This window comes from Paenibacillus sp. Pae15 (assembly GCF_024519685.1).
Taxonomy (GTDB): domain Bacteria; phylum Bacillota; class Bacilli; order Paenibacillales; family NBRC-103111; genus Paenibacillus_G; species Paenibacillus_G naphthalenovorans.
The window spans coordinates 1-25,411 of sequence record NZ_JALJRM010000026.1; the positions used below are offsets into that span (position 1 = coordinate 1).

General features: G+C 50.1%; 29 protein-coding genes. 6 read left to right on the forward strand and 23 right to left on the reverse strand.

What is annotated here, in order from left to right; genetic code table 11:
• Positions 1-83: 83 nt before the first annotated feature.
• The 8 genes from rlmN to desA form a co-directional block, all read right to left on the reverse strand.
• Positions 84-1,142, reverse strand: coding sequence for a dual-specificity RNA methyltransferase RlmN (gene rlmN, locus NR121_RS18990; protein ID WP_054819280.1), 1,059 nt, complete (start codon positions 1,140-1,142; stop codon positions 84-86).
• 201 nt (positions 1,143-1,343) lie between these two features.
• Positions 1,344-1,868 (reverse strand): redoxin domain-containing protein, encoded by a 525-nt coding sequence (locus NR121_RS18995; RefSeq protein WP_256831771.1) that lies wholly within the window; start codon positions 1,866-1,868, stop codon positions 1,344-1,346.
• A gap of 13 nt (positions 1,869-1,881) precedes the next feature.
• Positions 1,882-2,619 carry an ABC transporter ATP-binding protein gene (locus tag NR121_RS19000; RefSeq protein WP_174350522.1) on the reverse strand — a complete coding sequence of 246 codons (738 nt, stop codon included), beginning with the start codon at positions 2,617-2,619 and terminating at the stop codon, positions 1,882-1,884.
• Positions 2,612-3,430, reverse strand: coding sequence for an ABC transporter permease (locus NR121_RS19005; protein WP_256831773.1), 819 nt, complete (start codon positions 3,428-3,430; stop codon positions 2,612-2,614). The genes NR121_RS19000 and NR121_RS19005 overlap by 8 nt, the downstream gene beginning before the upstream one ends.
• A complete protein-coding gene (locus NR121_RS19010; RefSeq protein ID WP_074730121.1) occupies positions 3,427-3,978 on the reverse strand; it encodes a nitrous oxide reductase accessory protein NosL in 552 nt (183 codons plus the stop codon). The genes NR121_RS19005 and NR121_RS19010 overlap by 4 nt, the downstream gene beginning before the upstream one ends.
• Positions 3,975-5,336, reverse strand: coding sequence for a right-handed parallel beta-helix repeat-containing protein (locus NR121_RS19015; protein ID WP_256831774.1), 1,362 nt, complete (start codon positions 5,334-5,336; stop codon positions 3,975-3,977). The genes NR121_RS19010 and NR121_RS19015 overlap by 4 nt, the downstream gene beginning before the upstream one ends.
• Positions 5,333-5,467 (reverse strand): hypothetical protein, encoded by a 135-nt coding sequence (locus NR121_RS19020; protein ID WP_256380581.1) that lies wholly within the window; start codon positions 5,465-5,467, stop codon positions 5,333-5,335. The genes NR121_RS19015 and NR121_RS19020 overlap by 4 nt, the downstream gene beginning before the upstream one ends.
• A gap of 158 nt (positions 5,468-5,625) precedes the next feature.
• Positions 5,626-6,660, reverse strand: coding sequence for a Delta(5) desaturase DesA (desA, locus tag NR121_RS19025; RefSeq protein ID WP_256831797.1), 1,035 nt, complete (start codon positions 6,658-6,660; stop codon positions 5,626-5,628).
• A 227-nt stretch (positions 6,661-6,887) separates the two neighbouring features.
• Here desA and NR121_RS19030 point away from each other — a divergent pair, with 227 nt between their 5' ends.
• Entirely contained in the window at positions 6,888-7,751 is an 864-nt protein-coding gene (locus tag NR121_RS19030; protein WP_074727952.1) for a LysR family transcriptional regulator, read from the forward strand.
• Between the two features lie 5 nt (positions 7,752-7,756).
• Here the strand turns inward: NR121_RS19030 and NR121_RS19035 are convergent, their stop codons facing one another.
• From NR121_RS19035 to NR121_RS19090, 12 genes are all read right to left on the reverse strand, one after another.
• Complete coding sequence (locus NR121_RS19035; protein ID WP_054819277.1) at positions 7,757-8,281, reverse strand: gamma carbonic anhydrase family protein; 525 nt, start codon at positions 8,279-8,281, stop codon at positions 7,757-7,759.
• Positions 8,282-8,377: 96 nt separating this feature from the next.
• Positions 8,378-8,617 (reverse strand): DUF1450 domain-containing protein, encoded by a 240-nt coding sequence (locus NR121_RS19040; protein WP_054819276.1) that lies wholly within the window; start codon positions 8,615-8,617, stop codon positions 8,378-8,380.
• 35 nt (positions 8,618-8,652) lie between these two features.
• Positions 8,653-9,639: a cupin domain-containing protein gene (locus NR121_RS19045; RefSeq protein ID WP_054819282.1), complete on the reverse strand. Its 987-nt coding sequence runs from the start codon at positions 9,637-9,639 to the stop codon at positions 8,653-8,655.
• A gap of 130 nt (positions 9,640-9,769) precedes the next feature.
• Positions 9,770-11,461, reverse strand: a complete 1,692-nt coding sequence (locus tag NR121_RS19050; RefSeq protein WP_256831777.1) for a dihydroxy-acid dehydratase — start codon at positions 11,459-11,461, stop codon at positions 9,770-9,772.
• A 125-nt stretch (positions 11,462-11,586) separates the two neighbouring features.
• Positions 11,587-11,829 (reverse strand): HPr family phosphocarrier protein, encoded by a 243-nt coding sequence (locus NR121_RS19055; RefSeq protein WP_054819275.1) that lies wholly within the window; start codon positions 11,827-11,829, stop codon positions 11,587-11,589.
• 46 nt (positions 11,830-11,875) lie between these two features.
• Entirely contained in the window at positions 11,876-12,280 is a 405-nt protein-coding gene (locus NR121_RS19060) for a VOC family protein (protein ID WP_062406535.1), read from the reverse strand.
• Positions 12,281-12,329: 49 nt separating this feature from the next.
• The gene (locus NR121_RS19065; protein ID WP_062406532.1) at positions 12,330-12,956 is read right to left on the reverse strand and encodes a fumarylacetoacetate hydrolase family protein; all 627 of its coding nucleotides are present in this window, start codon (positions 12,954-12,956) and stop codon (positions 12,330-12,332) included.
• A 258-nt stretch (positions 12,957-13,214) separates the two neighbouring features.
• Positions 13,215-13,826: a nitroreductase family protein gene (locus NR121_RS19070; RefSeq protein ID WP_054819273.1), complete on the reverse strand. Its 612-nt coding sequence runs from the start codon at positions 13,824-13,826 to the stop codon at positions 13,215-13,217.
• 134 nt (positions 13,827-13,960) lie between these two features.
• Positions 13,961-15,007: an ABC transporter substrate-binding protein gene (locus NR121_RS19075; protein WP_083351273.1), complete on the reverse strand. Its 1,047-nt coding sequence runs from the start codon at positions 15,005-15,007 to the stop codon at positions 13,961-13,963.
• 26 nt (positions 15,008-15,033) lie between these two features.
• Complete coding sequence (locus tag NR121_RS19080; RefSeq protein ID WP_054819270.1) at positions 15,034-15,375, reverse strand: 4Fe-4S dicluster domain-containing protein; 342 nt, start codon at positions 15,373-15,375, stop codon at positions 15,034-15,036.
• On the reverse strand, positions 15,375-16,982 hold the full coding sequence (locus tag NR121_RS19085) for an FAD-dependent oxidoreductase (RefSeq protein ID WP_256831782.1): 1,608 nt from the start codon (positions 16,980-16,982) through the stop codon (positions 15,375-15,377). Before NR121_RS19085 ends, NR121_RS19080 begins: the two co-directional genes overlap by 1 nt.
• Positions 16,983-17,213: 231 nt before the next feature.
• Entirely contained in the window at positions 17,214-17,990 is a 777-nt protein-coding gene (locus tag NR121_RS19090) for an ABC transporter permease subunit (RefSeq protein ID WP_062406519.1), read from the reverse strand.
• Positions 17,991-18,443: 453 nt separating this feature from the next.
• Here NR121_RS19090 and NR121_RS19095 point away from each other — a divergent pair, with 453 nt between their 5' ends.
• From NR121_RS19095 to NR121_RS19110, 4 genes are all read left to right on the forward strand, one after another.
• The gene (locus NR121_RS19095; protein WP_256831798.1) at positions 18,444-19,229 is read left to right on the forward strand and encodes a squalene/phytoene synthase family protein; all 786 of its coding nucleotides are present in this window, start codon (positions 18,444-18,446) and stop codon (positions 19,227-19,229) included.
• A 578-nt stretch (positions 19,230-19,807) separates the two neighbouring features.
• Entirely contained in the window at positions 19,808-20,863 is a 1,056-nt protein-coding gene (locus NR121_RS19100) for an ABC transporter substrate-binding protein (RefSeq protein ID WP_083351274.1), read from the forward strand.
• Between the two features lie 19 nt (positions 20,864-20,882).
• On the forward strand, positions 20,883-22,634 hold the full coding sequence (locus tag NR121_RS19105; protein WP_074727965.1) for an ABC transporter permease: 1,752 nt from the start codon (positions 20,883-20,885) through the stop codon (positions 22,632-22,634).
• The gene (locus NR121_RS19110; RefSeq protein WP_256831783.1) at positions 22,631-23,707 is read left to right on the forward strand and encodes an ABC transporter ATP-binding protein; all 1,077 of its coding nucleotides are present in this window, start codon (positions 22,631-22,633) and stop codon (positions 23,705-23,707) included. The genes NR121_RS19105 and NR121_RS19110 overlap by 4 nt, the downstream gene beginning before the upstream one ends.
• Here the strand turns inward: NR121_RS19110 and NR121_RS19115 are convergent.
• The 3 genes from NR121_RS19115 to NR121_RS19125 form a co-directional block, all read right to left on the reverse strand.
• Positions 23,654-23,923 (reverse strand): hypothetical protein, encoded by a 270-nt coding sequence (locus NR121_RS19115; protein ID WP_074727969.1) that lies wholly within the window; start codon positions 23,921-23,923, stop codon positions 23,654-23,656. The genes NR121_RS19110 and NR121_RS19115 overlap by 54 nt on opposite strands.
• A 303-nt stretch (positions 23,924-24,226) precedes the next feature.
• Complete coding sequence (locus tag NR121_RS19120; protein WP_062406510.1) at positions 24,227-24,514, reverse strand: barstar family protein; 288 nt, start codon at positions 24,512-24,514, stop codon at positions 24,227-24,229.
• A gap of 16 nt (positions 24,515-24,530) precedes the next feature.
• On the reverse strand, positions 24,531-24,965 hold the full coding sequence (locus NR121_RS19125) for a ribonuclease domain-containing protein (protein WP_054819281.1): 435 nt from the start codon (positions 24,963-24,965) through the stop codon (positions 24,531-24,533).
• A gap of 176 nt (positions 24,966-25,141) precedes the next feature.
• Between NR121_RS19125 and NR121_RS19130 the strand changes: the two genes are divergently transcribed.
• Entirely contained in the window at positions 25,142-25,405 is a 264-nt protein-coding gene (locus NR121_RS19130; RefSeq protein ID WP_054819268.1) for a thioredoxin domain-containing protein, read from the forward strand.
• Positions 25,406-25,411 lie beyond the last annotated feature (6 nt).

Genomic DNA, 25,411 nt, shown 5'->3' on the forward strand with positions numbered 1-25,411 from the left:
ACGAGAAGTTAAGAAAACAGGGCCGTCCCTGCGTAGTTAAAAACTACTTATGGGATGGCCCCATTTACTTTACCCCATGTTATTTACCCTGCCTTGATTTGTTTGCTCCTTAACTGTCCGCAAGCGGCATCAATATCGGTTCCGTGTTCCAGCCGGACGCTGCAGCTCACGCCTTGTTTTTTCAGTGTGTCGTAGAACGCCCGTATCGATTCCCGCTCGCTTCTCTGATATTGACTGTGTTCATCCACCGGATTGTAAGGAATTAAATTCACATTCACGAGCTGCCGCCGATGTGCGATCAGGTCGGCCAGCTCCAGCGCATGCTCCGTCCGGTCGTTTACATCCTTGAGCAGAATATACTCCAGCGTAATCCGCCGTTTCGTTCTTTCCAGATAATAATCAATGGACTGCATTAATTTTTCGATCGGAACGGCGCGATTAATTTTCATGATCCGCGTCCGCAGCTCATTGTTTGGCGCATGCAGCGAGATCGCCAGGTTCACCTGCAACTGGGCATCGGTAAATTCGACAATCTTATCGGCAAGACCGCTGGTCGATACGGTAATATGTCTCGGGCCGATCGCCAGTCCCTTGTGATCTTTAATCACGGTCAAGAAATTCACCAGGTTTTTGAAATTGTCAAACGGCTCGCCAATGCCCATCACCACCACGTGGCTCACTCGTTCATCCCGCTTCGCCTGATCCAGATAAAGCTGCACCTTCATGATCTGTTCCACAATTTCGCCGCCGGAGAGATCGCGGCTTTTGGCCAATAGCCCGCTTGCACAAAAGCTGCATCCGATATTGCAGCCTACTTGGGTGGTGACGCAAACCGACAAACCGAATTTATGTCTCATCAATACCGTTTCAATCAGGTTGCCGTCGCTTAGCTTGAACAAAAACTTGACCGTTCCATCCGCTGATTCCTGCCTGGTATGTTCGGTTAAGGTTTGGATGACAAAATGATCCGCTAATAGTTGAATACACTCTTTATTGACATCTGTCATTTCTGAGAAGTCCGTTACCCGCTTCCTGTACAGCCAATCCCAGACCTGTGCCGCGCGAGACTTTTTGTGGCCGTGCTCCATAAGCCATGCCGTCAGTTGATCCAATGTCAAACCATATATGGATGCTTTATTCATTGCCTGCCCTCTTTTCAAAACGATAATTCAGCTCTCTTCTGCTTCAGCGGCCGAATGGCTTATAGCCTGTTTATTATTGTCCCAAATCTTTTTCATGAAAACAAGAGAGCCGGGCAGCAAATTTCTCCTTAACTGAATTGGCTTATATGACCGGGCCGTCGGAAGCTCAAGCCCGGCCGCTCAAATACCATTACGATGCGATTAAGATTGTACCTCTTTCAGCAGCGCCATGATTCCCTCAAACTGGGGCAACTCGCCGGGGATGATCTTCTTTAGCCGCCCCTCCCCGTCGATCAGAAAGGTAGCCGGCAATCCGACGACCCCGTAACGACCGGCAGCTTCACCGCCCGGATCCAGCAGGATAGGGAACTTTAACCCGTGCTTCGACACGAATTCGGCGGCGCTTCCTCTGGACTCGCCTACATTGACGGCAATCACCACGACGCCGGAAAGTCCGCTGAGATATGCGGTATTCATTCTTGGCATTTCACTTACGCAGGGTTCGCACCACGAACCCCAGAAATTCAGCAGGACGCCCTTGCCCCGGTAATCGGACAAGCTCACTGCGCTTCCGTCCAGAGTGGTGGCCGTGAAATCAGGAGCCATTTTTCCTATCCGTAATGACGAGGAGGATTCAGAGCGGTTCTGAAGCAGCGCATATACCAGGGCCAGTACAATAAGGACGATGACGGAAAAGCTGACCCATTTTCTCCACGCTGTTATCATGGGGCCCTCCTGCTTATTCATCGGGATTCCTGTTCGAATGGACATACAGGCTCGAAAATGCCGCTTGCAGGCTGGAGGAACCCGCCGCTCTCCCGAACGATACGGTCTTTTCTTCCTTTACGATGTGTCCATTTTTCAAAAATACGACGGAATCAGCCGCCAGCTCCGCTACCTGCAGCTGATGTGTGGAAAATACCACGGTATGTCCCTCCTGCTTGGCGAACCTCACCAGCTCAACGAACGAATCCATCCAGTAAGGGTCAAGACCGTTTGTAGGCTCATCCATAATCAGCAAAGGCGGCTTGGCGAGCAGGGCTTGCGCGAACAGTAACCGCTGACGCATTCCCTTAGAGAACGAGGAGACGGATTTGCGTCTCACCTCGATTAATCCCACGAGCTCAAGAACTTCCCTGACCCTGGACATCGGCACTTTGCGAAGCGACGCCCAGAAGGCTAAAGTTTCTTCGGCCGACAGCCCTTGACCGAATAAATAATCATCCGGCATATAACCGATTTGTTCCGCATATTTCAGGCGGTTGTGCCGCCATTGAAGACCGTTAACCTCAATCGTGCCGCGGGTCGGCTGAAGAATTCCCGTAATCATTCGCAGCAGGGTGCTTTTCCCTGCGCCATTGCCTCCGCACAGCGCGAGCACCTGCCCCTGGCGAAGCGACATATCGATCGAATGGATAATCGTTTGGCCTCCGATATCCTTACCAATCCCCTTCAGCTTCAATACGTCCTCACCCACGCGAGCGCCCCCTCTCCCAAATCAGGTTTGCCAGGCTTACAGATACGATAACCCAAGCTGTACATATCAGAATGAACACCCATGTGCCTGAAGGCTTCCCGATCCATCTCACCCATTGGTAATACTCGGGTCCCAGCGCCGCGCCTCCCCCGAGCTTAACGATAACGAACAGCCTCACGATTTCCGCCGGATTTACCAACGTCAGCGCCGTCAAAGCTGGCTTAATCCACAGATAAGGCAGCAATCCGAGTGCTGCGACCAGCAAGGTGGGCCAGCCTATGACGGCAAAGAACCAGATCGCCACGCCGATCGTTAGCGCCTGCCACCGGTTTTTGGCCACGGTACCTATACATATCGCAGCCGCTAAGAATAAGACCACTAGCCCAAAAGAGAAGGCCAAAAAAAGCCCGAAGGTGACAGCGTCCAGACCGTTTCCGAGCAGCGCGCCTATAATGCCCGTCACTCCGTACCCGAAAGCTACGATGGTCATCAGAACAGAGGTTAATCCGACATATTTACCCCACAGGAACGAAAACGTCGTGAGAGGATACGTGGACAAGAGCTGCCAGCTTCCTTCTTCTTTCTCCGCCGTTAGAGAGAACGAGCCGAGCAGCAGCGTCATGAGCGGCAGCAAATACAAAATCAGATTCAGCATGGAAGCCGTGGAGCTGGAATAGCCCTGCATGAAATTTTGCGTATTAATCAGAAGCAGAGATAAGCTGAAAAGAGTAAAAAGGGCCATAAAGGAGTAGGCCCAAGGGTTACGGAATCCAAGCTTTACTTCTCTCAAGGCGATATGAAGTACGTTCATTTGCCATGCATTCCTTTATCTCCGCCGCTCATGCCTCCGTTTGTCTCGGAATGGGCATTTTTGTTATGGTCTCCTCCCATATCCATCATTCCCTTGTTTCGCTCCCAGGAATGTGCGGCCAAATCGGCAGCGGACATTAGCTTGCCCTTTTTTTGACTGTCAATAAATTGCTGTGCTTCGGCTTTATCTTTAAATGAATAAATGCCATAGGCCATTGGCGACTTAAAGGAAGGATCGTACACATACGTGGCCTCTTCATATTTAATCCATTCTTTGTTATTGTAATCCCTGACAAATTGAGTACCGATCTCAGCATCGGCGTTTTGCTTCTTCCATTCGTTCATGCAGCCCAAATCATCGAATTTATAGGTTTTCCCTTCTTTGGTGATCAATTGCACGGCGAAGGCATCGTCTTTCACCTGCATATTGCAAATCGTGCATTTATCCGTCGCTTCATTAATCGGCTGCGCCTGGTACTTAGGTTGTCCGCAGCCGGACAGAACAGCTACAAGCATGAGTACAAAGATCAGAAATCCCGTTTTTTTCATCCTCTTCTAACCCCCAAATAATAAATAGTGAACACTGCCGCAAATAAAAGCATGATCCCCAGCGCAAGCGTATCGGACGAACCCGGGTAGGAAGAACGGGCAGCCTCGGTACGAAAATCCGGCTTGAGGTATGGTGCCTTGTCTTTCGTCCATTCTTCTTTGCCCGCCGTATTGAGGCTTTCCAGAAAAAGAAGACCCGGCGACTGGAAAAATAGCTGGAAGGCAGGCGTTGCCGATGTTAATCTTTGAAAAAACGGATTGATCGCATAAGCAAGATCGCTGAATCCGTCTCCGTTCGTATCGAGACCGCGGAACGCCTCCCAATAGTTTCCTTCAAAGGTGTTGTTCTTGCTCCCGTTCGCTTCCGCTTCAATCACATTGCCGACAAAACGGTTGGCTGTGAAACGATTCCCTTCCGACTCCAGAAATTGCACGCCAACGAAGTTTTGCAAAACGTCATTGTTCTGAAATTCATTGCGGTTCGATTTCTCCACATAAAGACCGACCCGGTTGCCCTCAACCTTATTGTTGAATATGCGGGACGTGTGAACATCGTAGAAAAGCAGCCCCTGCGAGTTGACGTTCTCACTTTGCTTCACGAAAGTGTTATCCCGAACTACGGCGTCCTTCACTCCCATGATCATGGCGCCCGTAACGTTGAAAGCTCCTTGGTTGCCGCTGATCTCCGTGCCGTCGATGTACATGCTGTGAATGCCGTATCTGGAGTGTTCGAAGCGGTTGCCGTTTATATAATTGCGGTGACTGTTTTCCATATAAATGCCGTCATTCATGCTGCTGATGACGTTCCCGACGATTCGGTTGTCATGGGAGTTGAGCAGATCGATGCCGTTTCGCCGATCCGACAGCTTGCCGCCGTCCGGCCGGTCACGGCCTGTCCAACGAATGCCGGAATCGAGAATCTCATGACGACCGCTGTCCCGGATGACGATTCCGTAGGACGCGGTTTGAATATCCAGACTTTCGAGGGTAGCGCCATTTGCTGTAATAAGCACGGCGGCCGTATCCTCCCTGCCATGGTGTACAATCCGCAGCCCTTGTAAAACAACGCCCTCAGCCTGTATCCTGATGGTCGGCACCGATGCATCGCTTCTCAGCTGAACATCGCCATCAGCTATAATCCGTATCGGTTTATTCAACGTTACCGGACCGTTATACATGCCTGCCGGCAGCTTAACCGTCCCGCCGCTTGGTGTCTCATCAATCCGTTGCTGCAGAGAATGTCCCTCCGTAAGAGCAGAGCTGTACGCTGAATCGATTCGAAAAAAAACGATACTAAGAACAGTGAAGATGGTCATCCCCAAGACAATCCCCTGCTTTAAGATCTTGGAGGGCATCATGACACGATTAGCTCCTTCTTCATCGTCATATGACACTCCCCTTGCTGCAGATGATTGTAAATGTTGTATGAACCAGCCCTTTCGAACGTTATCTCCATCTCTTCCATAACGTCCGACATCATTTTCCCCATCTCGCTTCCCCCTTTCCTGCGGATTTCCAACTTTATTGTATTCCTTTCTATTTTTTAAAGCATGACTCAACCGGGCTATTCGTATGAAACATTGTGTGAACAAACACAAGTCTATGAAAAAAAATAGCGATACCTAAGAACTCGGTATCGCTAATCCATCAGTGAGCTTCCGCACTATACTTTTTTGCTTTGGCCGACAAGCCTTTGATATCCCTGAACCCAACGTATTTCTTGCTGTCCTCGTCCCAGATTCGGAAACGAAGGGACCGCAAGCTGGTTCGTAAAGTGATCGTCTGTACATCTTGTAATCTGTGGTTTGAATGATGAGCCCGCTCCAAATAGTAGTTAGGCACCCTTGGGCTCAGGTGATGAATGTGATGAAAACCGATATTCCCGGTTATCCAGTGCAGGACTCTGGGAAGCTTGTAGAACGAACTGCCTTGTAAGGCTGCTTTTACATAATCCCAATTTTCATCGGTTTCATAATAGGCTTCCTCAAACTGGTGCTGTACATAGAAGAGCCAGATTCCGGCTATTCCTGATACAAGAAAAATCGGGCCTTGAACAAGGAGAAACTGCTGCCACCCAATAGTCCAGCAGAGCAAGCCTGCAAGCCCGGCAATGCTGATGTTCGTGATATACGTATTGAACCGTTCCTTCATCCCGGCGCGTTTGCGGTTAAAACGATAATCAATGAGGAAAATGTAGATCGGGCCGAGCCCAAACATGAAGAGAGGATTCCGGTACAAACGATAGACTAGGCGTTTTAGCCATGACGCGGACAAATACTCCGCCACCGTTAGCGTCCAAATATCTCCCGTTCCACGCTTACTCAAGTTGCCGCTGGTCGCATGATGGACCGTGTGAGTGTGTCTCCATTGGTAATAGGGGCAGCAGGTAAGGATACCGGTTATTGTTCCTACCATTTCATTAGCCATTCGGTTTTTGAAAAAGGATTTATGGCAGCAATCGTGAAAAATGATGAAAATCCGGACCAGAAATCCGCCGGCAACCACAGCCGCCGCAAGCGTAAGCCAATAAGAAATGGAAAGACTCCAATAAGCAAGGTACCAAAGCAGAAAAAACGGCCCCAGCGTATTGATGATCTGCCATACACTGTAATTCGTATGCGGTCTTTCGTAAGGTGCAATATCTTCCCGCCAACTTTGTCCCTCGTGTTGTGAGCTTGAAATAATGATCCCTCTCTCTTCATCTCAAAATGTCTATTTGTGATAGGGTTGAATTTCATTTCTTCAGGAGAATAATACAACCCCCAAACTACATAATACGCTAGATTTCGTATAAAGTTTCAACTTTTTTCTAATGCGGGCTTAAAAATATTGATTGGTGATTATTGGAAGAGATATAATTTTTATAAGAATCATTTGTTTTCTGCATCATTGGACAGGAGGGGATCTCCGTGGAGCTCCGGCAATTGCAATATTTTCTTACTGTAGCCGAAGAGCTGAATTTCAGTCGCGCGGCGGAACGTCTTCAAATCACGCAGCCACCCTTGAGCTTACAAATTCAACATTTGGAGAGGGAATTAGGCGTTCTGCTATTTTACCGAAATAATCGGCATGTGGAATTAACTGATGCCGGGAAAGTCTTTGCAGACGAGGTTCGCAAAATGCTGGACTACCTGCGGCGTGCCATAGAAAATACGAAACGTACCCATCACGGTGAAATCGGCAAGCTAACGGTTGGCTTTGTCGGTTCTGCCACTTACGACATTCTCCCCATGGTTCTGCGGGAGTTCCGCAGTCTGTACCCGGATGTCCAAGTGCATCTTCTTGAATTGCCGACACCTAAGCAAATCGAAGCGCTGCGAGAAGATGAAATCGATGTAGGGGTGTTAAGACCGCCCGTTCATGACGAAAACATACGTACCGAAATCGTTTCGTCCGTCCCCTGTGTGTTGGCCGTGCCAAAGCAGCATCCGCTGGTGAATAAAAAAGACATTTCACTTACTGATCTCGCCCCCTACCCCTTTGTCATGTTATCCAGAAAAACGTGGGCAGGTCTTTATGATGAAATTCTGGGTTTATGCAGCCCTACCATCCAGCAGGAAGCTTTTGAGTTTCAAACCGTGATCGGTTTAGTCGCAGCGGGTATGGGGATCGCCGTAGTTCCCCAATCGGCCATGAATTTGCATACTCAGGACGTGGAATACATTGATCTCAACAATCAATTTCCTGCAGCTTCCATGGGTGTGTCGTGGCGACGGAACGATCAATCCCCTTTGGTGAAGGCATTTATCAAGATCGCGATGGAAACGGGTTGAATTCTTTATTTTTGAATTTGAATATTTGCTGCCAGATATCTTCTGCTTTGGGCGGCATAGTGCTCGGCAGACGATCGCAATGACTTCCACTCCTGCTCCGTTAATTCCCGTACAACTTTACCCGGATTACCCATCACTAAGGTTCTTGGAGGGATGACTTTACCTTGCGTAATCAGGGTGTTTGCAGCGATCAAGACTTGTTCGCCGATCACCGCATGGTTCATAATCGTTGAACCCATGCCAATCAATGCGCCATCTTTAATCGTACATCCGTGCAGGATGACGTTGTGGCCAACAGTGACTTCATTACCCACGTTAAGGGGAACATTGGCGTCTACATGGAGAATGCTCCCGTCCTGAATATTGGACCTTTCTCCAATGACAATGGGGGCGTTGTCTCCCCTGATCACCGCATTAAACCATACGCTGGACTCTTTACCTATCTTGATATTCCCGATCAACTGCGCTCCAGGGGCAATATACACGGTTGAATCCAACTCGGGATGATGATTCTCCAACGGAAAAATCATAGGGTCCTCTCCCTCCTTATTTTAAAATTTGACTTCCTAAGCAGATTGATAAACGGCTTCAACCAAGTCAATACGATCAATGGAGGAAAACCCTTTTTACCGGGTTTCCCTCCGAGCCGTTTGGATAATTTTTTCCACCAAGGCTTTCGCATCATTGGCTTCAATGGTTGTTAATTGAATCCGGCAAAAGGGCTTCTCTCTGCATTGTAAACAACGTCTGAAGCAATCGACGACGGCAACGCTCACCTCATCCCGGTAATCCCGTTGAAGCATGTCTATGGCTTCGCCGCTCCCTGCCGATTTGATGTTCCGTTCACAAAACTTGGCCACCCTCATGCCCGCTGCTCCTGTCTGTTCCTGTTATAGAGGATTCACGGAAGGGGTTTCTCTTCCTCTTGATCGTAAAAGGTAAATTGGATATCCAGGGTGCGAAGGTAGGTTTGAAGACCGGCGTCCTGGATCGGGATGATATAGGCGGGCTCCCCGGATTCATTGTGATGGGAATGCCATAACCCCGGAGGCGTCACGAAAGCCTTTCCTGTTTCCCAATCCACACGAACGGGATCGATGATCTTGGCGGTAACGGGGTCAATCTTATCGCCGACCAGCGTATACGTCCCCGGGGCGGCATAAGCTACGAAGTCGAGAGCCACCGACTTATGACTGTGCGGAGCCTGATTGGCTCCCACGGGAACGATGCCAAACATGGCCCAAAGCACATGCGTAATCGTTAAAGTCTGGTCAAATTTCCGGTTGTTTAACAAAATGGAAATCCGGTTCTTTTCATGCGCGTCCGGTGCATCAGTCACTTCTTTCAATTTGGCATTGGCTTCTTCCGCCGTAAAGAGGACCGGCGTGAATCGCGGTTCCGTCGCTTTAGCCCCAAGATAATCGAGAAGCGGGGTATCGAGAATGTAATAGATCGTCGTATCTTCCGTCGCGGTATGCTGGCTGTTCGATCCGGAAGGAAGCGTCATGAAATCGCCTTTCTTCCAGCTGATCGTCTTCCCGTTTAACTCCGTTCTGCCGGCACCCGAAATCACATAGTATAATTCACTGGTTGCGTTGGGGTGTGTCGTGATGGAATCTCCAGCATTGATTCGAATGAAATGGGCGAGAAGCGACGGACTCGTTGCCGGATATTCCGTTCTCAATTCGCTGGAAAGATCCAGCTTAACGATACGGGTTGCGCCTGAGTTATGCAAGTCGGGAGGGAATTCTTTGACGGGTATCGGACTGATGATACCGCTTCCAATCGGGTCCGCCGCGGTACTATATTCATAGAACCGGGCATCCCCCGTCCAATTTTCATTCAAGGTACCGATGGATAAATTTCCTGGCTGTGCAGTTTTAGACATATACAAAACCTCCTGCCATTTTTTGATAATCCTATCGTACCTTTATTCAGAAAAATTGTACAATATATAATTTGTATCATGATGATATGCTTGCTGTATAACTCCGCAGCCGGAAGGCAGACGTTGTCCTTCAACCCCCTACCCTTTCCCTCGGAAAATGAAAGTCAAAATCGCAGCCTTGATCCGCTTGAAGAACATGCCGTCGATACAACCACTTATAACCCGTATCTGTAAATTGCGGCGGACTCCAGCTTTCTTTTCTCCTGGTCAGCTCTTCTTCTGAAACAAGCAGCTCGAGAGATCCTCTTTCCGCGTCCAGCTCGATCCAATCTCCATCCTTCACCAGCCCGATAGGCCCGCCTACCGCCGCTTCCGGTGCAATGTGGAGAACCACCGTGCCAAATGCCGTACCGCTCATTCTGCAATCCGACAGCCTCAGCATGTCTCTGACGCCTTGTTTGAGCAATTTCTGAGGGATAGGAAGCATCCCCGCCTCCGGCATACCCGGCGCCCCTACAGGACCGGCATGTTGAAGCACAAGGATGCTATCCGGAGTCACCTCTAAATCCGGATCATGGATGCGCTGTTCCATATCCTCGATGGATGTAAAGACGACAGCCTGACCCTTATGCTTCAGCAGCTTCTTGTCGATCACAGCCTTCGGCTTGATGATCGCTCCGTCGGGAGCCAGATTCCCCCGCAGCACGGCAATTCCGCCGTTAGGATGTAATGGCGCCTTCAAAGACTTGATAATATGACTATAGTGAGGCTTCGACTGTACATCCTTCAGATTGTCCTTAAGCGTTTTTCCGGTAACCGTCAATTCATCCAGATGCAAAAGAGGAGACAATTCTTTCAGAACTGCCGGAACCCCGCCGGCATAATAAAAATCCTGCATTTGATACTCGCCTGCCGGTCTTAAATTGGCGATAAACGGCGTGGTTTGACTCAACGCTTCAAAACGGTCCAATGTAAGTCCGATCCCCAGCCTTCTGGCGATCGCGATCAAATGAATAACGGCATTGGAAGATCCCCCGACAGCCATCAGGGTACGAATGGCATTATCGAAAGCTTTTTCCGTCATGATATCCGATGGCCGGATATGCTCTTGGACGAGCCGGACAATCGCCTTACCGGTTTCCTTGGCAAGTCTCATCCGCTCATGGACGGTGGCCGGGGCCGCCGCTCCACCCGGCAGCATCATTCCGAGCGCCTCGGAACAGGCCGCCATGGTGCTTGCCGATCCCATCACCATACAGTGTCCCGCTGTCGGAGCAAGCTGTGCATTGATTTCATTGATCTCTTCTTCACTGACGGTTCCGGCTTTATACTCCTGCCAAAAGAACCGGCAATCCGAGCAGGCGCCAAGCGTTTTTCCATTATACTCTCCATTGTTCATCGGACCGCCGGTAAACATAATGGCGGGCTTATTGGCACTGGCGGCTCCCATCAGCTGGGCGGGAGTCATTTTATCGCATCCGCCGATCAGCACTACTCCGTCAATAGGCTGAGCCGTGATCATCTCCTCGGTATCCATGGCCGCCAAGTTCCGATAAAGCATGGTCGTCGGACTCGTAAACATTTCTCCTATCGAAATCGTAGGGAACTCAAGCGGAATCCCCCCGGCCATAATGACACCTTGCTTTATTGCATCCACCATAGGCTGGATGTGACTGTGACACCGGTTAATCTCACTAAAGGTATTGCAAATGCCAATGACCGGTTTGTCAAAATCCTGTTCGTCATAACCCAGATGCCGCTGAAACGCCATTCGTATGAAATGACTGAAGCCGGAATCGCCATAAGATGTATTCGCTTTCACAAATGAATCCCTCCTCATGCAAACGAAAGTTTTATGATACGCGCCATGCCTTTATATCCTGAAAAGCCGGCCAGCAATATAAACTGGTCGGCTTCTATATCATTATTCATGGACTGATTATTTTATTATTCAACAAGCTTCACCCGCAGCCCATGTTCCCCAAGCACTTCAAGCATGGCGGCCTTCGCTTCTTCCTCATCCGGACCGTGGACATGAAGCTCATGTTCTCCGGAATCCGTAAGGGTGGTATACAATCCGAGAAGGCTTTTGGCATCGACAAATTTATTATTATACTTTAATACAATAGAAGATTTGAATTGATTTGCGGCTTGGACTATCCTAACAATAGTTTCTGTATGAGTCGCCATTACCGTTACCTCCCCAATAAAATGAAATTGATCAATCTTTCAAGACCTACCCTTCCACTCCCGTGCCTGTGTTCCGCTGAACAAATTGAAGCAGCTCACGATCCGGTCCGTAGAAGAAAATGGTCTTTCCCCCGTCTGGAGCAGGTTGAGGTTGTTCGCTGTTGAATTGAATGCCTTTTTGGCGGTAATAGTTCATCGCTTCTTCCATATTGTCCACCGTAAAAGCCAAATGATTGACGATTCCCTTGACGGAGTAATCCCCCTGCGGCTCGCGATCCTGAATCAGCTCGATCTCAAAGCCCGGCTGATTTTCGTGATATAGGAAAGCCATTTCCCGTACAGGGTTTTGTCCTTTGAGCCGCAGCTTATATCCGAACATATCCCTGTAATACGCGATGGACCTTTCCAGATCGGTAACGATAATCGCTACATGCTCCGCTTTTTTTATCATGTTCTTTTTTCTCCTTATCCAGTGTTTTGTGAATTGCTGCTCCAATGCTTTAAGACAGTTTAATCGTACAATCGCCGAGCGTTTGTTCTCCCCATAATAGAGCCAGCCGGTCGCCGTCGGAAACAGGCCCTACTCCCTCCGGGGTCCCGGTAAAAATAATATCCCCTTCACCAAGTCCAAAATGAAGCGCAGAATAATCGACGAGCGTCTGCAGATCAAAAATCATATTTTGAATATTGCCGACCTGAACCTGCTCCCCATTCTTCAAGAGAGCAAAATTGGTAGTTTTACACCCTTCTACACCCGGGAAAGCAATAAATTTAGTCAGCACCGCAGAATTGGGAAAGCCTTTGGCCAAGAGCCAAGGATAGCTTTTTTTCTTCAGCTCGTTTTGGACATCGCGCAAAGTAAAGTCGATGCCGACAGCCATGCCGTCCACAATATCGTCTACTTTGATGCCTTTTTCATAGGGTCTGCCTATTCGAATGACCAACTCGACTTCAAAATGAATGGATCCGCGGTCCCCCGGCAGGATGACCTCCTGTCCCTTCGCTTCTGCGAGTGCGTGCGTAGGTTTGGAAAACAGAAAAGGGGCTGTGGGGACTTCATTTTGTAATTCCTTTGCATGTAAAGCGTAATTGCGTCCGACACAATAAATGTTTCGAATCGAGTTCATATCGATTACACCTCTTCATCCTTTATAACTTCATTTATGATGGCGGCATCAATACATTCATACCAATGCTTTGAAACAGATGAAAGCATTTGGAAACGATAGTTCAACATTATCACAGGGTTCATTCGTTGTAAACGCTTGATTTCCCTTGAAAAACCAAACACAAAAATCCCCTTCAGGCAACCGAATCGCATCGTTCTGGGCGATGTCCTTCTTGGATGCCTCAAGGGGAATGAATCTACAGCGGATAGGAGCGGTTTATTTCACGAAACGGACGCGCGCTGTCAGCGGCTGGAATTCCTTATCTCCCGGTTCCGCCGTTTTCTTGCCGAAAGGCAGTTGTGCAATAAGATTCCATTGCTGCGGAATAGTCCATGTTTGTTTGACATCCCCGTCAATCAAGGGATTATAGTGCTGCAGACTGGCGCCGAGGCCTTCCGCATCCAGGGCGGTCCAGATCACGAATTGAAGCATACCTGATGACTGGTGAGACCAGAGAGGAAAGTTGTCTTTATAGGTTGGAAACTGATTTTGCAGCGAATCGATGACGGTCTGGTCCTCGAAGAAAAGGACGGTTCCATATCCGTTGCGGAACCCGTTGATCCGCTGCTCGGTTGCCGAGAAGTCTCCGGTCACGATTTTGCGCAGCGCTTCCTTCGTGATGTCCCAAAGCCTGTTATGATGGTCACCGAACAATACGACAACGCGGGCACTTTGGCTGTTGAACGCGGAGGGCGTATGTTTTACCGCTTCATTCACGATTTCCTGAATACGTACATCGGGTACGGGAGACGCTTTGCTAATGCCATAAATGCTCCGGCGATGTTGGACTGCCGTTAAAAATTCGTTCGCCTTGACTTCAAGGGCCATCGGTAAATTCCTCCTTGGTAGTTATCCTTCATAATCTGACCAAGCGCAGGCTTTACTATTCATCAAGATTTGGCAGTTCATCGTCACGCCGCAATGCTATTCCACCCCGTTAACCAAAGGAACGGAAGGCTTATTCAGGGCTTGTAAATCCAATCCTGAAGATCAAAATCCTTCTTGATAATCCCATTATCAAACAAATATTTTTTGGTGCCTTCAAGCAGCTTCAAGCCATCCTCGGGCAAATCCTCCACAGGCCATTCGCCAATGTCAAAGGAGGCTTTCACAACGTCGACCGGATAACCGGACGATTCGGCATAAAGCTGGTAAAACTCTTCGGCGTTCGACTGAACTTCTTTCGCCGCCCTTTGGCGAATCCCGTTCCACACTTTGACGAATTCAGGGTTTCTCGAAAGATAGTCCTCGCTGACAACACTGACGCTGGAACCGCGAAGATCCGGATGGTTCTTCGCTTCATCAATCGCTTTGTAGCCTTTGCTGATGACCAGCGGACCAAAGCCTGTCGGATAAGCATAGGCTTCAATATCGCCGCGGGCCAACGCCGCTTCGGCGTCCGCCGGAAGCAAATGAACGACCTTGATATCTTTATCCAGCCCTTTCTCAAGAAGCAGGCCTCTGACATAACGGCTCATATATGAACCGTCGGCGGTAGCAATTTTCTTGCCTTTCAGATCTTCCACGGTTTGAGGGCCATCCTTCTTGGCTACAAGCCAGGCATTCATGCCGGATTGACTAATATTAATCAGCTTGGTCTTCAGCCCGACGGAACGGGCATTAATCGCAGGCGTATCCCCATAAATGCCTACATCCAGTGCTCCAGAAGCAAGGGCTTCGTTCAGGTTCGGTCCGTTCGGAAACGATTTAATGGTAATCTCGGTCACACCGTGTTTTTTTAATTCCGATTCCAGATATCCTTTTTTCTGCGCCCAGCCTTCCACCCCGGTAATGGTTCCCTTGTTATTTGGAGAAATATAACCGATACGCAGCGTCGGTTCGAGCGAGGTCCCGGATTCCTTCGTTGAAGCTTGACCGGAGGTTCCGCCCGCCTCGGGCGCTTCCGGCGCTTTGGTGCCGGAAGTTCCGCATCCAACAAGGGCAAAAGCAAATACGGCAGTAAGAAGCAATGTAAAAGTCCATTGTTTACGGAATGGCTTCATTTTCATTTCGATAACCCCTTGTCTGTCTCTTTCTAATGGCTGTGCATACGTTTGAATAAAATATAAGATTCGTCTTCAGAAGCGGTGGATCTGGCTCCTTTATTCCAGCCCACGTCTTTACGATAGCTGCCTAACAAACCGCCATGGATCAGCTCCGATTCATTCAAATCGGCGTCCCGTTCCGCGAACGGCGCTACGTATAAAGCATCCGCGGGGCAGTACAATTCGCACATAAAGCAGCTTTGGCAATCGGATTTCCGTGCGATGACAGGGACGCCGTCCGGTTCGGTTGCCGGATCGAATACGTTCGTCGGGCAAACGGTTACGCACTGGTTGCAGTTGACGCAGCGGTCTTTATTCAGAATTTCGATCACTAGATCGCAGCCTCCTTTTTAGGGTATTGCGAATATTCGGATAATGGTTTGACCCACAGTTGGTCCAGGCCTCCACTGATCAAACGATAATGCTGATTGGGGTCGGAACCCGGATAATCCTCCCGCCGATGCATTCCGCGCGTCTCGCGGCGAACGCTCGCGCTGGCAAACATCCAGCGGGCCGTTGCTGTCATCGCTGCCGCCTCCCTGATCCGGACGATATCGCCAACGTCTGTTTGTACCCCGCGTTTCAATTCGTTCCAGACATGGTTGAGGCGCTGAAGTCCCTTCTCCAGGCCAGCTCCCGTTCTAAACCAATTACGGTCGTATGGAAACACTTCGTTCTGGACAGCCTGAATAATCTCTTGGGTATCCGCGGCTCCTTTTTGTCCCGTTGTAACGGTCACAACTCCTGTCCGTTCGGATACTCTTTGCGCATTGCGCCTGGAAGCGTGAATCCCCTGCTTCAGCGCATAGCGAGCCGCCCCCTCGCCCGACCAATATCCTGAAGACATAGCCCAAGCTGCATTATGGCTTCCGCCGCCGGTAAACCCTCCGCATATCAATTCACGCGTTGCCGCATCCCCGGCTGCATACAGTCCCGGCACTTTGGTCGCACAGGTTTCATCAACGACGTGAATCCCGCCCGTTCCGCGCACCGTTCCTTCGAATCTTAGCGAGACAGGAAACTTCTGTGTGAACGGATCAAGGCCAAGCCGGTCGAAGGAGAGAAAAAAGTTCGGCTGGGCCTTGCGCATCGTCCGCTTAAGCTCGTCATCCGCTTTATCCAGCCGCGCATAAACCGGCTGCGTGAGCAGTGTTCGCGCAATGACCGAACGGCCGCGCTGTGAACCTGCGCCTTCGATGACCCGGCCGTCTTCATAATAAAAGGTAGCCCAGGTATAGAAGGCTGACTTGGTCACCGGGGAGAACGCAGGGCACAAAGAGTAGGCCGTCGAGAACTCCATTCCTGAAAAATCGGCGCCCGCTTCACCAGCCATGAGGTACCCGTCCCCCGTCAGTACATTCGTACCCAGCGCCTTGCTCAGAAAAGCACAGCCGCCTGTAGCGATGATCACTGCCGCGGCGTCGACACGCCACGACTGCTTCGTCTGAATATGGGTTCCTACGGCTCCGGCAACGCCATGCTCATCGGCAAGAAGCTCTAACGCCGGGCTGTGATCGAGGATTCGCACCCCTGCCTTCTTCACCTGTTTTCTCATCAGCTTCATATATTCCGGCCCTTGAAGGCTATTGCGCTGGGAAACTCCCTTGTCATCGGTAGGGAACGGGTATCCCCAATCCGCAACTTGATTCATATTGATATACGTACGATCAAGCACCCGCTTCATCCAGCCTCGGTCGGCCAAATAGCCCCCCAGGGCTTCCCGGCTTTTCATCGCAGTCTCCTGCTCCTGAGGCGTCGGGTTCACATACCACACGCCTGTACCGGACGGGGCCGTAGCTCCGCTCGTTCCGCAGTACCCTTTGTCAACCAGTATGACCTTGGCTCCTTCTTTCGCTGCCGCAACCGCCGCCCATGTGCCGGCCGGTCCTCCGCCGATCACCAAAACATCAGCACTAAGATGGACATCATATCCGCTCATTGTAATCCCGCCTTTATTGTAATAAGATTTTTTATGTGAATAAAAAAGCCCGCAGTGAACTTCCAGCTCCCCTGGTTCTTTCAATTACAGCCGGTCTAACATCCGTTATTCCAAATGAGCGAACCTGCCGCTATCCGGCGGAGCAGGCGGATCTTGGCCTCCATGACCACGCTCTGGCGATCGGCACAACACGGCCCATTTCTTTCATGACCATCGCTTCTTCCTCCTGTTCTACGCTTTATTCGCGAAGTTATGGTGCCACTGAAGCAGCCGCCGTTCGAGAAACTTGGTTACAAGATCAGAGCATTTGCCCAGCAGTGCATATAAGATGACACACAAGACGACGACATCCATCCGCATGAACTCGCGGGCATGGGAGGCCATGTAGCCAATGCCGGAATCGGCGGCTATCGTCTCTGCAACAATCAGCGTGATCCACATGATGCCTAGAGAAAACCGCACGCCAAGCAAAATATGGGAGAGAGCCCCCGGCAGGATGACATGGGTGAACAAGGAGACTCCTTTTAAGCCGTAAACGCGTCCCATTTCGATTAACCCCGGATCTACGGAACGAATACCGTGAAAGGTGTTCAGGTAGATCGGAAAGGCGACGCCCAGGGATACAAGAAACAGCTTTGACGTTTCACCAATTCCAAACCAAAGAATGACCAAAGGAATAAGAGCCAAATGCGGAATGGTGCGGAGCATCTGGACGGTTGTATCGATAAACCGTTCCGCCACCGGAAACAGCCCGTTCAACAAACCGATAAGGAAAGCAATGCTTCCGCCGATGATAAATCCCAGAAAAGCCCTCTGGGTGCTGGAACCTACATATTCCAGCAGCGTTCCGTCCAGCACGACCTCGATCAGCGCCTCCACTACCTCAAGCGGAGTCGGAAGGATGCGCTGTGAAAGAAATCCTGTGACGCCGAGCACTTGCCATACGGCCAATATAAGAACCGGCAGTACCCAGGGCTGCCAGGCGGTTGTGAACTTGCGTTCTGTCATATTCCATCCTCTCCTGGTTTAAAATCGTGTTGATAAAAACAAAGCGACTTCCTACCTTTTTAGTAACAACCTAAAAAGGTGGAAGTCGCCTCTGTGTCGGGTGGACTTACTGATGTTGTCATATAATAAACAATTCTTATTGACTAACTCGGATTAATATGTTGACACTAATATATCACCCCGCTCACAGACAGTCAATATTTTTTTTACAGCAGCGGAATCCATCCGCTTCAATGCGGTACCGAAACCCTTTTAACACCTTACCGACGCCCTGCAGCCCGCCTTTATTTTCGATTCAGCAGATGGCTTGTTTCAGAATTCGTCAAAAAGTAGTAATATAGAACTTGGCAAGCATGACTTAGGAATGGATGAACAGGTTCAGACTAAGGAAAAGAGACTAGATTTTTTGGAGGGTAGTTCGTGAACAAGACGAATGATTTAATGACTGATGCCATGGAGATGCTGGCGGCAACCAGCCGGACCTTTTACATACCGATCAGCGGTTTGGTTCCCGGTTTAAAGGAAGCGGTAGCCTCTGCTTATTTATGTATGCGGGCAATTGATGAGATCGAAGACCATCCGGAGATGGCCCCTGATGTGAAAATCAAGCTGCTGCTCGGGATAAGCAAACACCTGCATGAGCCTGCCGAGCTGGAGTCTCTTTTCTCTCCATATCGTCATACTTTAGATGATGTTACTCTGCGTATTAGCGATTGGGTAAGTCTGTGCCCGCCTTCTATTGCGCCGCGCGTCCTGCAAGGTACGGCGACCATGTCGGAGCAAATGGCCGAGTGGGTGGGCAGAGATTGGAATATACGAACGGAAGAGGATTTGGATTACTACACATACTGCGTGGCCGGAGCGGTTGGGGAACTTCTTTCCGACCTGTGGATGTGGTATGACGGTACCGAAACGGATCGCGCCAAATCGGTAGCCTTCGGCCGCGGCCTTCAGGCTGTAAATATTCTTCGCAACCGTATTGAGGATTCCACCAGAGGCGTGAACTTTTTCCCCGATCATTGGGGCATGGATGAAATGTTCGTCTATACCAAGCGCAATCTGAAACTGGCCGATGAGTATATCGCAGATATTCAGCCCGGCCCGATTCTCAATTTTTGCAGTATTCCGCTGGCACTAGCCCATGCTACCGTCCAGGCTCTGAGCGCCGGTGAAAGCAAGCTGAACCGGGCCGCAGTATTGGAAATCGTAAGCAGGCTGACCGGAGGAGCAAAAGCCTAGAGACTCATTCATATCGGAGAACGGAAGAGCGCGGGCCCGAAGCCCGCACCCGCCATATAATGCTCCGGATGATATTTCCCGGTCAATATTCCCCTTAGGAAATTAACAGATAGAAAGCCATAAGATGGGATGCGGAATCCGAGCTGACACGCGGGTCGTCGGATTCCTGAATTTCCCCGGCAACGCTGCGTTCCGAATGTCGAACCGCACAGCCGCGGCCCATCTTTGGGAAACCGCCACCTGTCTCTTTTCCCTCTTATAATAAACGAGCAAGCTATGCCGTAAGGCCCACACAGAACCTCCGGACAAGTTCCCCCGGGACGTCCGCCACCGACGGATTGCCTCCGCTAATTATTCAACCGCTGTACAAAAACTTGAACGATGACCTCTCCAGCTGTACACCTGCGTAAACACCAATAACTCCCATAAATTGTTGAAGATGATGGCTTCACGATCAATTCCGCCCCTTGTCTCTTTAAATCTTTTTTATTTCAAGTTAACAATGTTATACATCTCCGTTAACAGCCTTCTGACAAATGCTATTTATAATATATAAAAAAAGTGTGGGAGAGAGTCAGATGAAAAAAGGATTCTTGATCATGAGTTTGGCGGCATTACTGATCTCCGGCGGCTGCGGCACAAGCGGACAGCCTTCCTCTGCGCAAGGAGCGCAAGCCACTCCGCAAACAGAGCCGGTTCCGGAAGCAACCAACCCGGTTTCCGGAAAGCTGTCGTTCTATACTTCCCAGCCGGAAGGCGATGTGACCAAGCTGATTGCCGAATTCAACAAGAAATACCCTGATGTTCAAGTCACAAGCTTCCGGTCCGGAACGGAAGAAGTGACTGCCAAAATTGCGGCGGAAAACCAAGCCGGAAAAGTGCAGGCGGACGTACTTTTGCTGGCCGATTCCGTAACCTTCGAAGGCTTAAAGAAGCAGGATCTGCTGTTATTCTACAAATCGCCGGAATTATCTAAAATTCCAAAGGATTTTACAGATCCGGATGGAATGTATTCCGGCACGAAGGTCATGGCCACCGTGCTTGCGATCAATACACAAAAGGCAGCAACCCCGCCGACCTCTTGGAAAGCGCTGGCTGCCGCCGAGACCAGGGATGCCGGCATCATGCCAAGTCCGCTCTATTCCGGCGCCGCCGCATATAATGTGGGCGTCTTTACCCGCACCGAAGGATTCGGATGGGATTATTTCAAAGGCTTGAAAGCAAACAACATTGCCGTTGTCAAAGGGAATGGAGCCGTTCTGAACGCCGTAGCGAGCGGTGAAAAATCGTACGGCATGGTCGTTGATTATCTTGTAGCCCGCGAGAAGGCCAAGGGTGCTCCCGTCGATTTGATCTACCCCGCGGAAGGTGTACCTGTGATTACCGAACCGATCGGAATTATGAAACAAACGGCAAACGAAAAGGCGGCCAAAGCTTTCGTCGATTTCGTTCTGTCCGAGGAAGGCCAAAAATTAGCCTCCGATATCGGATACACGCCGATTCGCGAAGGCATTCCGGCGCCGCAAGGATTAAAGAGCATCTCCGAACTTAAAGTCATCTCCTCGGATATTTCCCAATTGACCAACGACCGCGACTCGGATAAAAAACAGTTTACAGAATTGTTCGGACAATAAGAAGCGGAGATTATCCATCATGATCGATTCGAAAAACGTTCAGCTGGCAAGGGAGGAAATCGGGGAACCCTCCCCCCTCCTCTCTTCCTTCCTTTCACTTACTAAACGAGCGGCTGTTCTGCTGGCCATTCTTTCTCTTCTCGTGTTCTTTATCGTGCCTATAGCAAAATTAATAGGGTTAAGCGCGCAGAGCAGCACCGGTTTTTCGCTGGAACATTATGCGGATATTTTACGGCAGGAACGGTTATGGAAGACGTTGAAGGATACGTTTATTATCGTAGCAGGTTCCTCTTCGGTATCTATGCTGTTAGGCGTCCTAGCCGCGTGGGTGATGGCTTACACCGACCTAAGACATAAAAAAGCGCTGCATATGGCAATGATGCTTTCCTTTATACTTCCTTCCTACGTGTTGACGTTATCCTGGTCTTCCTTCATGGGCACCCAGGGGATCGCCGCACATGTACTGCAATGGTTTAACCCCAATGCCAAGCCATGGAGCATGTACAGCTACGGCGGAATTATTTTCGTCATGGGCATTCATCATTTTCCCCTGGTTTATCTTTTGACCGTTGACGTGCTGAAGAAAATTCCCCGTGATTTGGAGTGGGCGACAAGGGCCGGCGGCGCGGGAAAGCTAAAGACATTTTGTCTGATCACGCTTCCCTTGGCCTTACCCGGATTGACGGCGGGAGGACTGCTTGTATTCTTATCCTCTTTGGACAATTTCGGAATCCCGGCTTTTCTCGGCATTCCGAAAAACATATCCGTATTAAGCACGCTGATTTATGAGGAAATCGTCGGCTTTGGCCCCTCCGCCTTTGCAAGAGGAGCGGTATTATCCGTTATGCTGGGAATGATCGCCGTCATTGTCACCCTTCTGCAATGGCTTGCCGTCAGAAAAATCAAAACGGCGGATACCGTTATGATCGATAACCATCCGCGCTACTCGCTTGGAAAGCACCGGACATGGATAACTGCCGCCGTTTGGGCTTTTCTCGCCATGATAACGGTTGTCCCATTGGTTTCCATGGTCGCCACTTCCTTGAAAAAAGCATACGGGCTTCCTTTTCATCCGGCCAATTTGACGCTCTCCAACTACAGATACATTCTGTTTGAAAATCCAAAAGTATGGCAATCGATTCAAAACAGCCTGATGCTTTCCGTAACAACACTGGCCGTCTGCCTGGTGCTCGGCTCTCTGCTTGCTTATGCCCGGGTGCGCAAGCCTTCATGGATAACCAAATCGGCAGAGTTGGCGGTCGCCGTACCTTACACACTGCCCGGAATTGTATTTGGTTTAGCCATGATTTTTGCCTGGATGGAGCCGATTCCCGGATGGAATCCCGGCATTTACGGCTCGATCCGCATTTTGTTTATCGCTTATGTGTGCCGTTTTCTCATTTTGCAGGTGAGGGCGGGGATCGCTTCCTTTATGCAAATCGATGTTTCGATGGAAGAAGCGGCCCGCATTTTTGGCGCCGGTTTCTGGAAAAAATGGACTTCCATCCTGCTGCCGCTTCTGCTTCCGGGACTGCTTAGCGGCGCGTTTCTTGTCTTTTTGACGGCTTTTACCGAGCTTACCGTGTCTGCATTGTTATGGTCGACAGGCTCTCAAACCATCGGGGTGACCATATTCAGCTTTGAGCAGGCCGGCGATACGCTGTACTCAACCGCCCTGTCCAGCTTGATTGTCATCATGATCATTGTGGGAATGGCGGTTCTGCACACGCTGAACAAGCGTCAATCCAAAAAAGGAGTTCAGCAGCCATGAGCATTCAATTCATCGAAGTCAGCAAAGCGTTCGGCAGCTTTCAGGCCCTGAAATCTTTAAATTTAACGATAGACAAAGGCGAATTCCTCGCGATTCTGGGCCCTTCCGGCTGCGGGAAGACGACACTCCTGCGGCTGCTCGCAGGCTTTGAACAGCCTTCGACCGGAGAAATCTACATGAATCAGACACTCGTGGCAAAGCCGGGCTACAGCCTGCCACCGGAAAAAAGAAGAATCGGGATGGTTTTTCAAGCCTTTGCCCTGTGGCCGCACATGAACGTGGCGGAGCACGTCCGTTTTCCCATCCGTCATCACAAGGAGACACCATCCCATATCCGGAAAAATGAGCAGCACCGGATCGCCAGCGTCCTGCAAATGGTCGGCTTGCCGGAGCACGGTTCACGTATGCCGCATGAGCTGTCCGGAGGCCAAAAGCAGCGGGTCGCTATCGCAAGAGCCATTGCCGCAGAACCCTCGATTTTGTTGATGGACGAACCGCTCAGCAGTCTGGATGCGATGCTTCGCATGGATATGCGCCGTGAAATCCAGTCCGTCCACAGACAAACCGGAACGGCTGTCGTGTATGTAACGCACGACCAAGGCGAGGCCTTGGCGATGGCGGACCGGATTGTCGTCATGAAGGACGGGAATATCGAACAAGTCGGGACGCCGCAAGATATTTACCTGCGGCCGCAAACGGAATTTGTCGCCAAATTCGTATCCAAAGCCAATCTCATCCGAGGCCGGTGGCATAACGATACGTTCGTACCGGCAGGCTCCGACGGTACCGTGCAATGGAGCGGCAGCCGTGTGGCAAGCTATTTTAAATCGCGCGGTCTATATCCGGCAAGACCGGATCAATTGCTGCTGGGCCCGCCCAATCAGACAGGTATTCAGGGCAAGGTGATGAACGTGCAGTTTCAGGGCAAGGAATTTATTTATCATATTCGTTGCGAGGACGGACAATGGGAAATTTGCTCTCCGCTTCACTTTCAGCTGAACGACAAGGTGTCCATTCAATTAGCGGCCGGCGAACAGCATTTGAAATATAACCATATCGGGGTGTTTGCGTGACGAAAAGGCGAAGTTAATTTGTTCGCTGCAAGATGGGATGCCGTTAGTTCGTCCGGGCGATTCAAAAAATACGTTCTGGTCTTCGCGAGAGGAAGGGGCGACTTGTGCCGGCGAAGAACTCGGCGCTTCGGCATACCCTTGCGGCTTCACCGCTGCTCTTTGCCGGAAGCTCTCTTGCGAGATCTTCGGCTGTCTGTGCTCTTCGCGCGAACGCATCGGTTTCCTCTCTCCTTTCCCGCGACTACCCAAGTCTACAGCGTCAGCCCTTGGCGGCTTTGGATTTTGCCTTGGTGTGGAGGCTCATCCGACTAACACTGCCTCAAATTGGGCTCGTGTACCTTGGCCCGTGCTTTTGCCTCCGGCATCCTTCAGATTCCGCCTCGCGGCGGACGCCCTTGCCCTTGGCTAACGGTAGGCGCTCGCCAGCCCCCGTTCGGGACTCTCACCCTAAAGATGACGCCCATGCCATGCTGGGCGTACACAGCAATAAACCGGAGGCCGATGTCCTCCGGTTTATCATCATGGCGCACTATTTTCGACGACTTCCAAGTAAAAGCCATCCACCTCTTGTTCCGCTTCTCTTAGAAGATCAAGCAATTGATCCGCGTATTCACCCAGATGACGTCTGCTGGCTTCTGGATCTATCCATCGGATCGTCAAGGGGAGCCGTACCCATCCCGTCAGGCAATCCCACAAAGCGTCCAGATTGCTGCCATAGGTGTCGGGCAGCTGCAGTTCTTTTTTTAGAAAGTCGTGTAATTGCTGCCGTTCCTTTATGTGACTTCCTTCTAACTGTACCGTATGCACATGCGTCCTCCCCTTGTTATTTTATCCGGGTAAACGTTCGATAATGATCTGTAGTCTTATAGATGAGCCCATCGTTGGAAAAGACGATCCGGTCGCTGCCGCGGGCTCCCTTTTTATAATTGATATCGGCCTCATACCATATTCTCCCGTTCTTCTTGGGAAGCAAGCCTTCGCGGTTTTGAAATACATCGCCGCCTATGCTTTTGCCGGGCGCGACTTCCGCCAGATTGCCCTTTTGCGGATCCCATCCTAATTTTCTGGCTTCATTCTTGGTAATAAAATTATCCGGAAGCTTACCGTGCTTCGAGATGTATTCCGCAACCTCATCGAAACCGGTTAGTGCTGCAGTTTGCCCCGCATGATCTTCACGGTCAACTGCAGGTGCACAGCCGCTCAAACCTATGACGAATGAAACGATGAGCACTGTGCAAAGCCATTTCCATAACTTCATCACTTTCCTGCTTTCCCCCAAACTGATTTGATCTTCATTAATAATGTGGCATATTTTGATCATAAAAACAATTTGTGTTTCAAAGATGTCACATCATCATTAAGGATCGCAAAGTCAAAAATAATATTTGACAAAATTGTGAACAGGCGTAGAATGGAAATAAAGGAGTGAAGATCATGAACGAACCTCAACCGAAAGCGATGAAATTCACCAACACCGTTTCGGCCGCATCCGCCATTTTAGGGCTTATCGTTATTATTATGAGCTTCTTTGTAAGCGGTATCCAAACGGAATATCTTTTATTCAGCGGCATAGGCGTTATCGTCTCGTCTGTATTCGTGTATCTTTTCGGCTTAGTTCTGGGTCTGATGGAGAATGCGGCCCACGAAAGCAGCCGGAGCCTTTCCACCTCGAAAAAAAGGGCTACCCCAAGTCATTAAGACGGG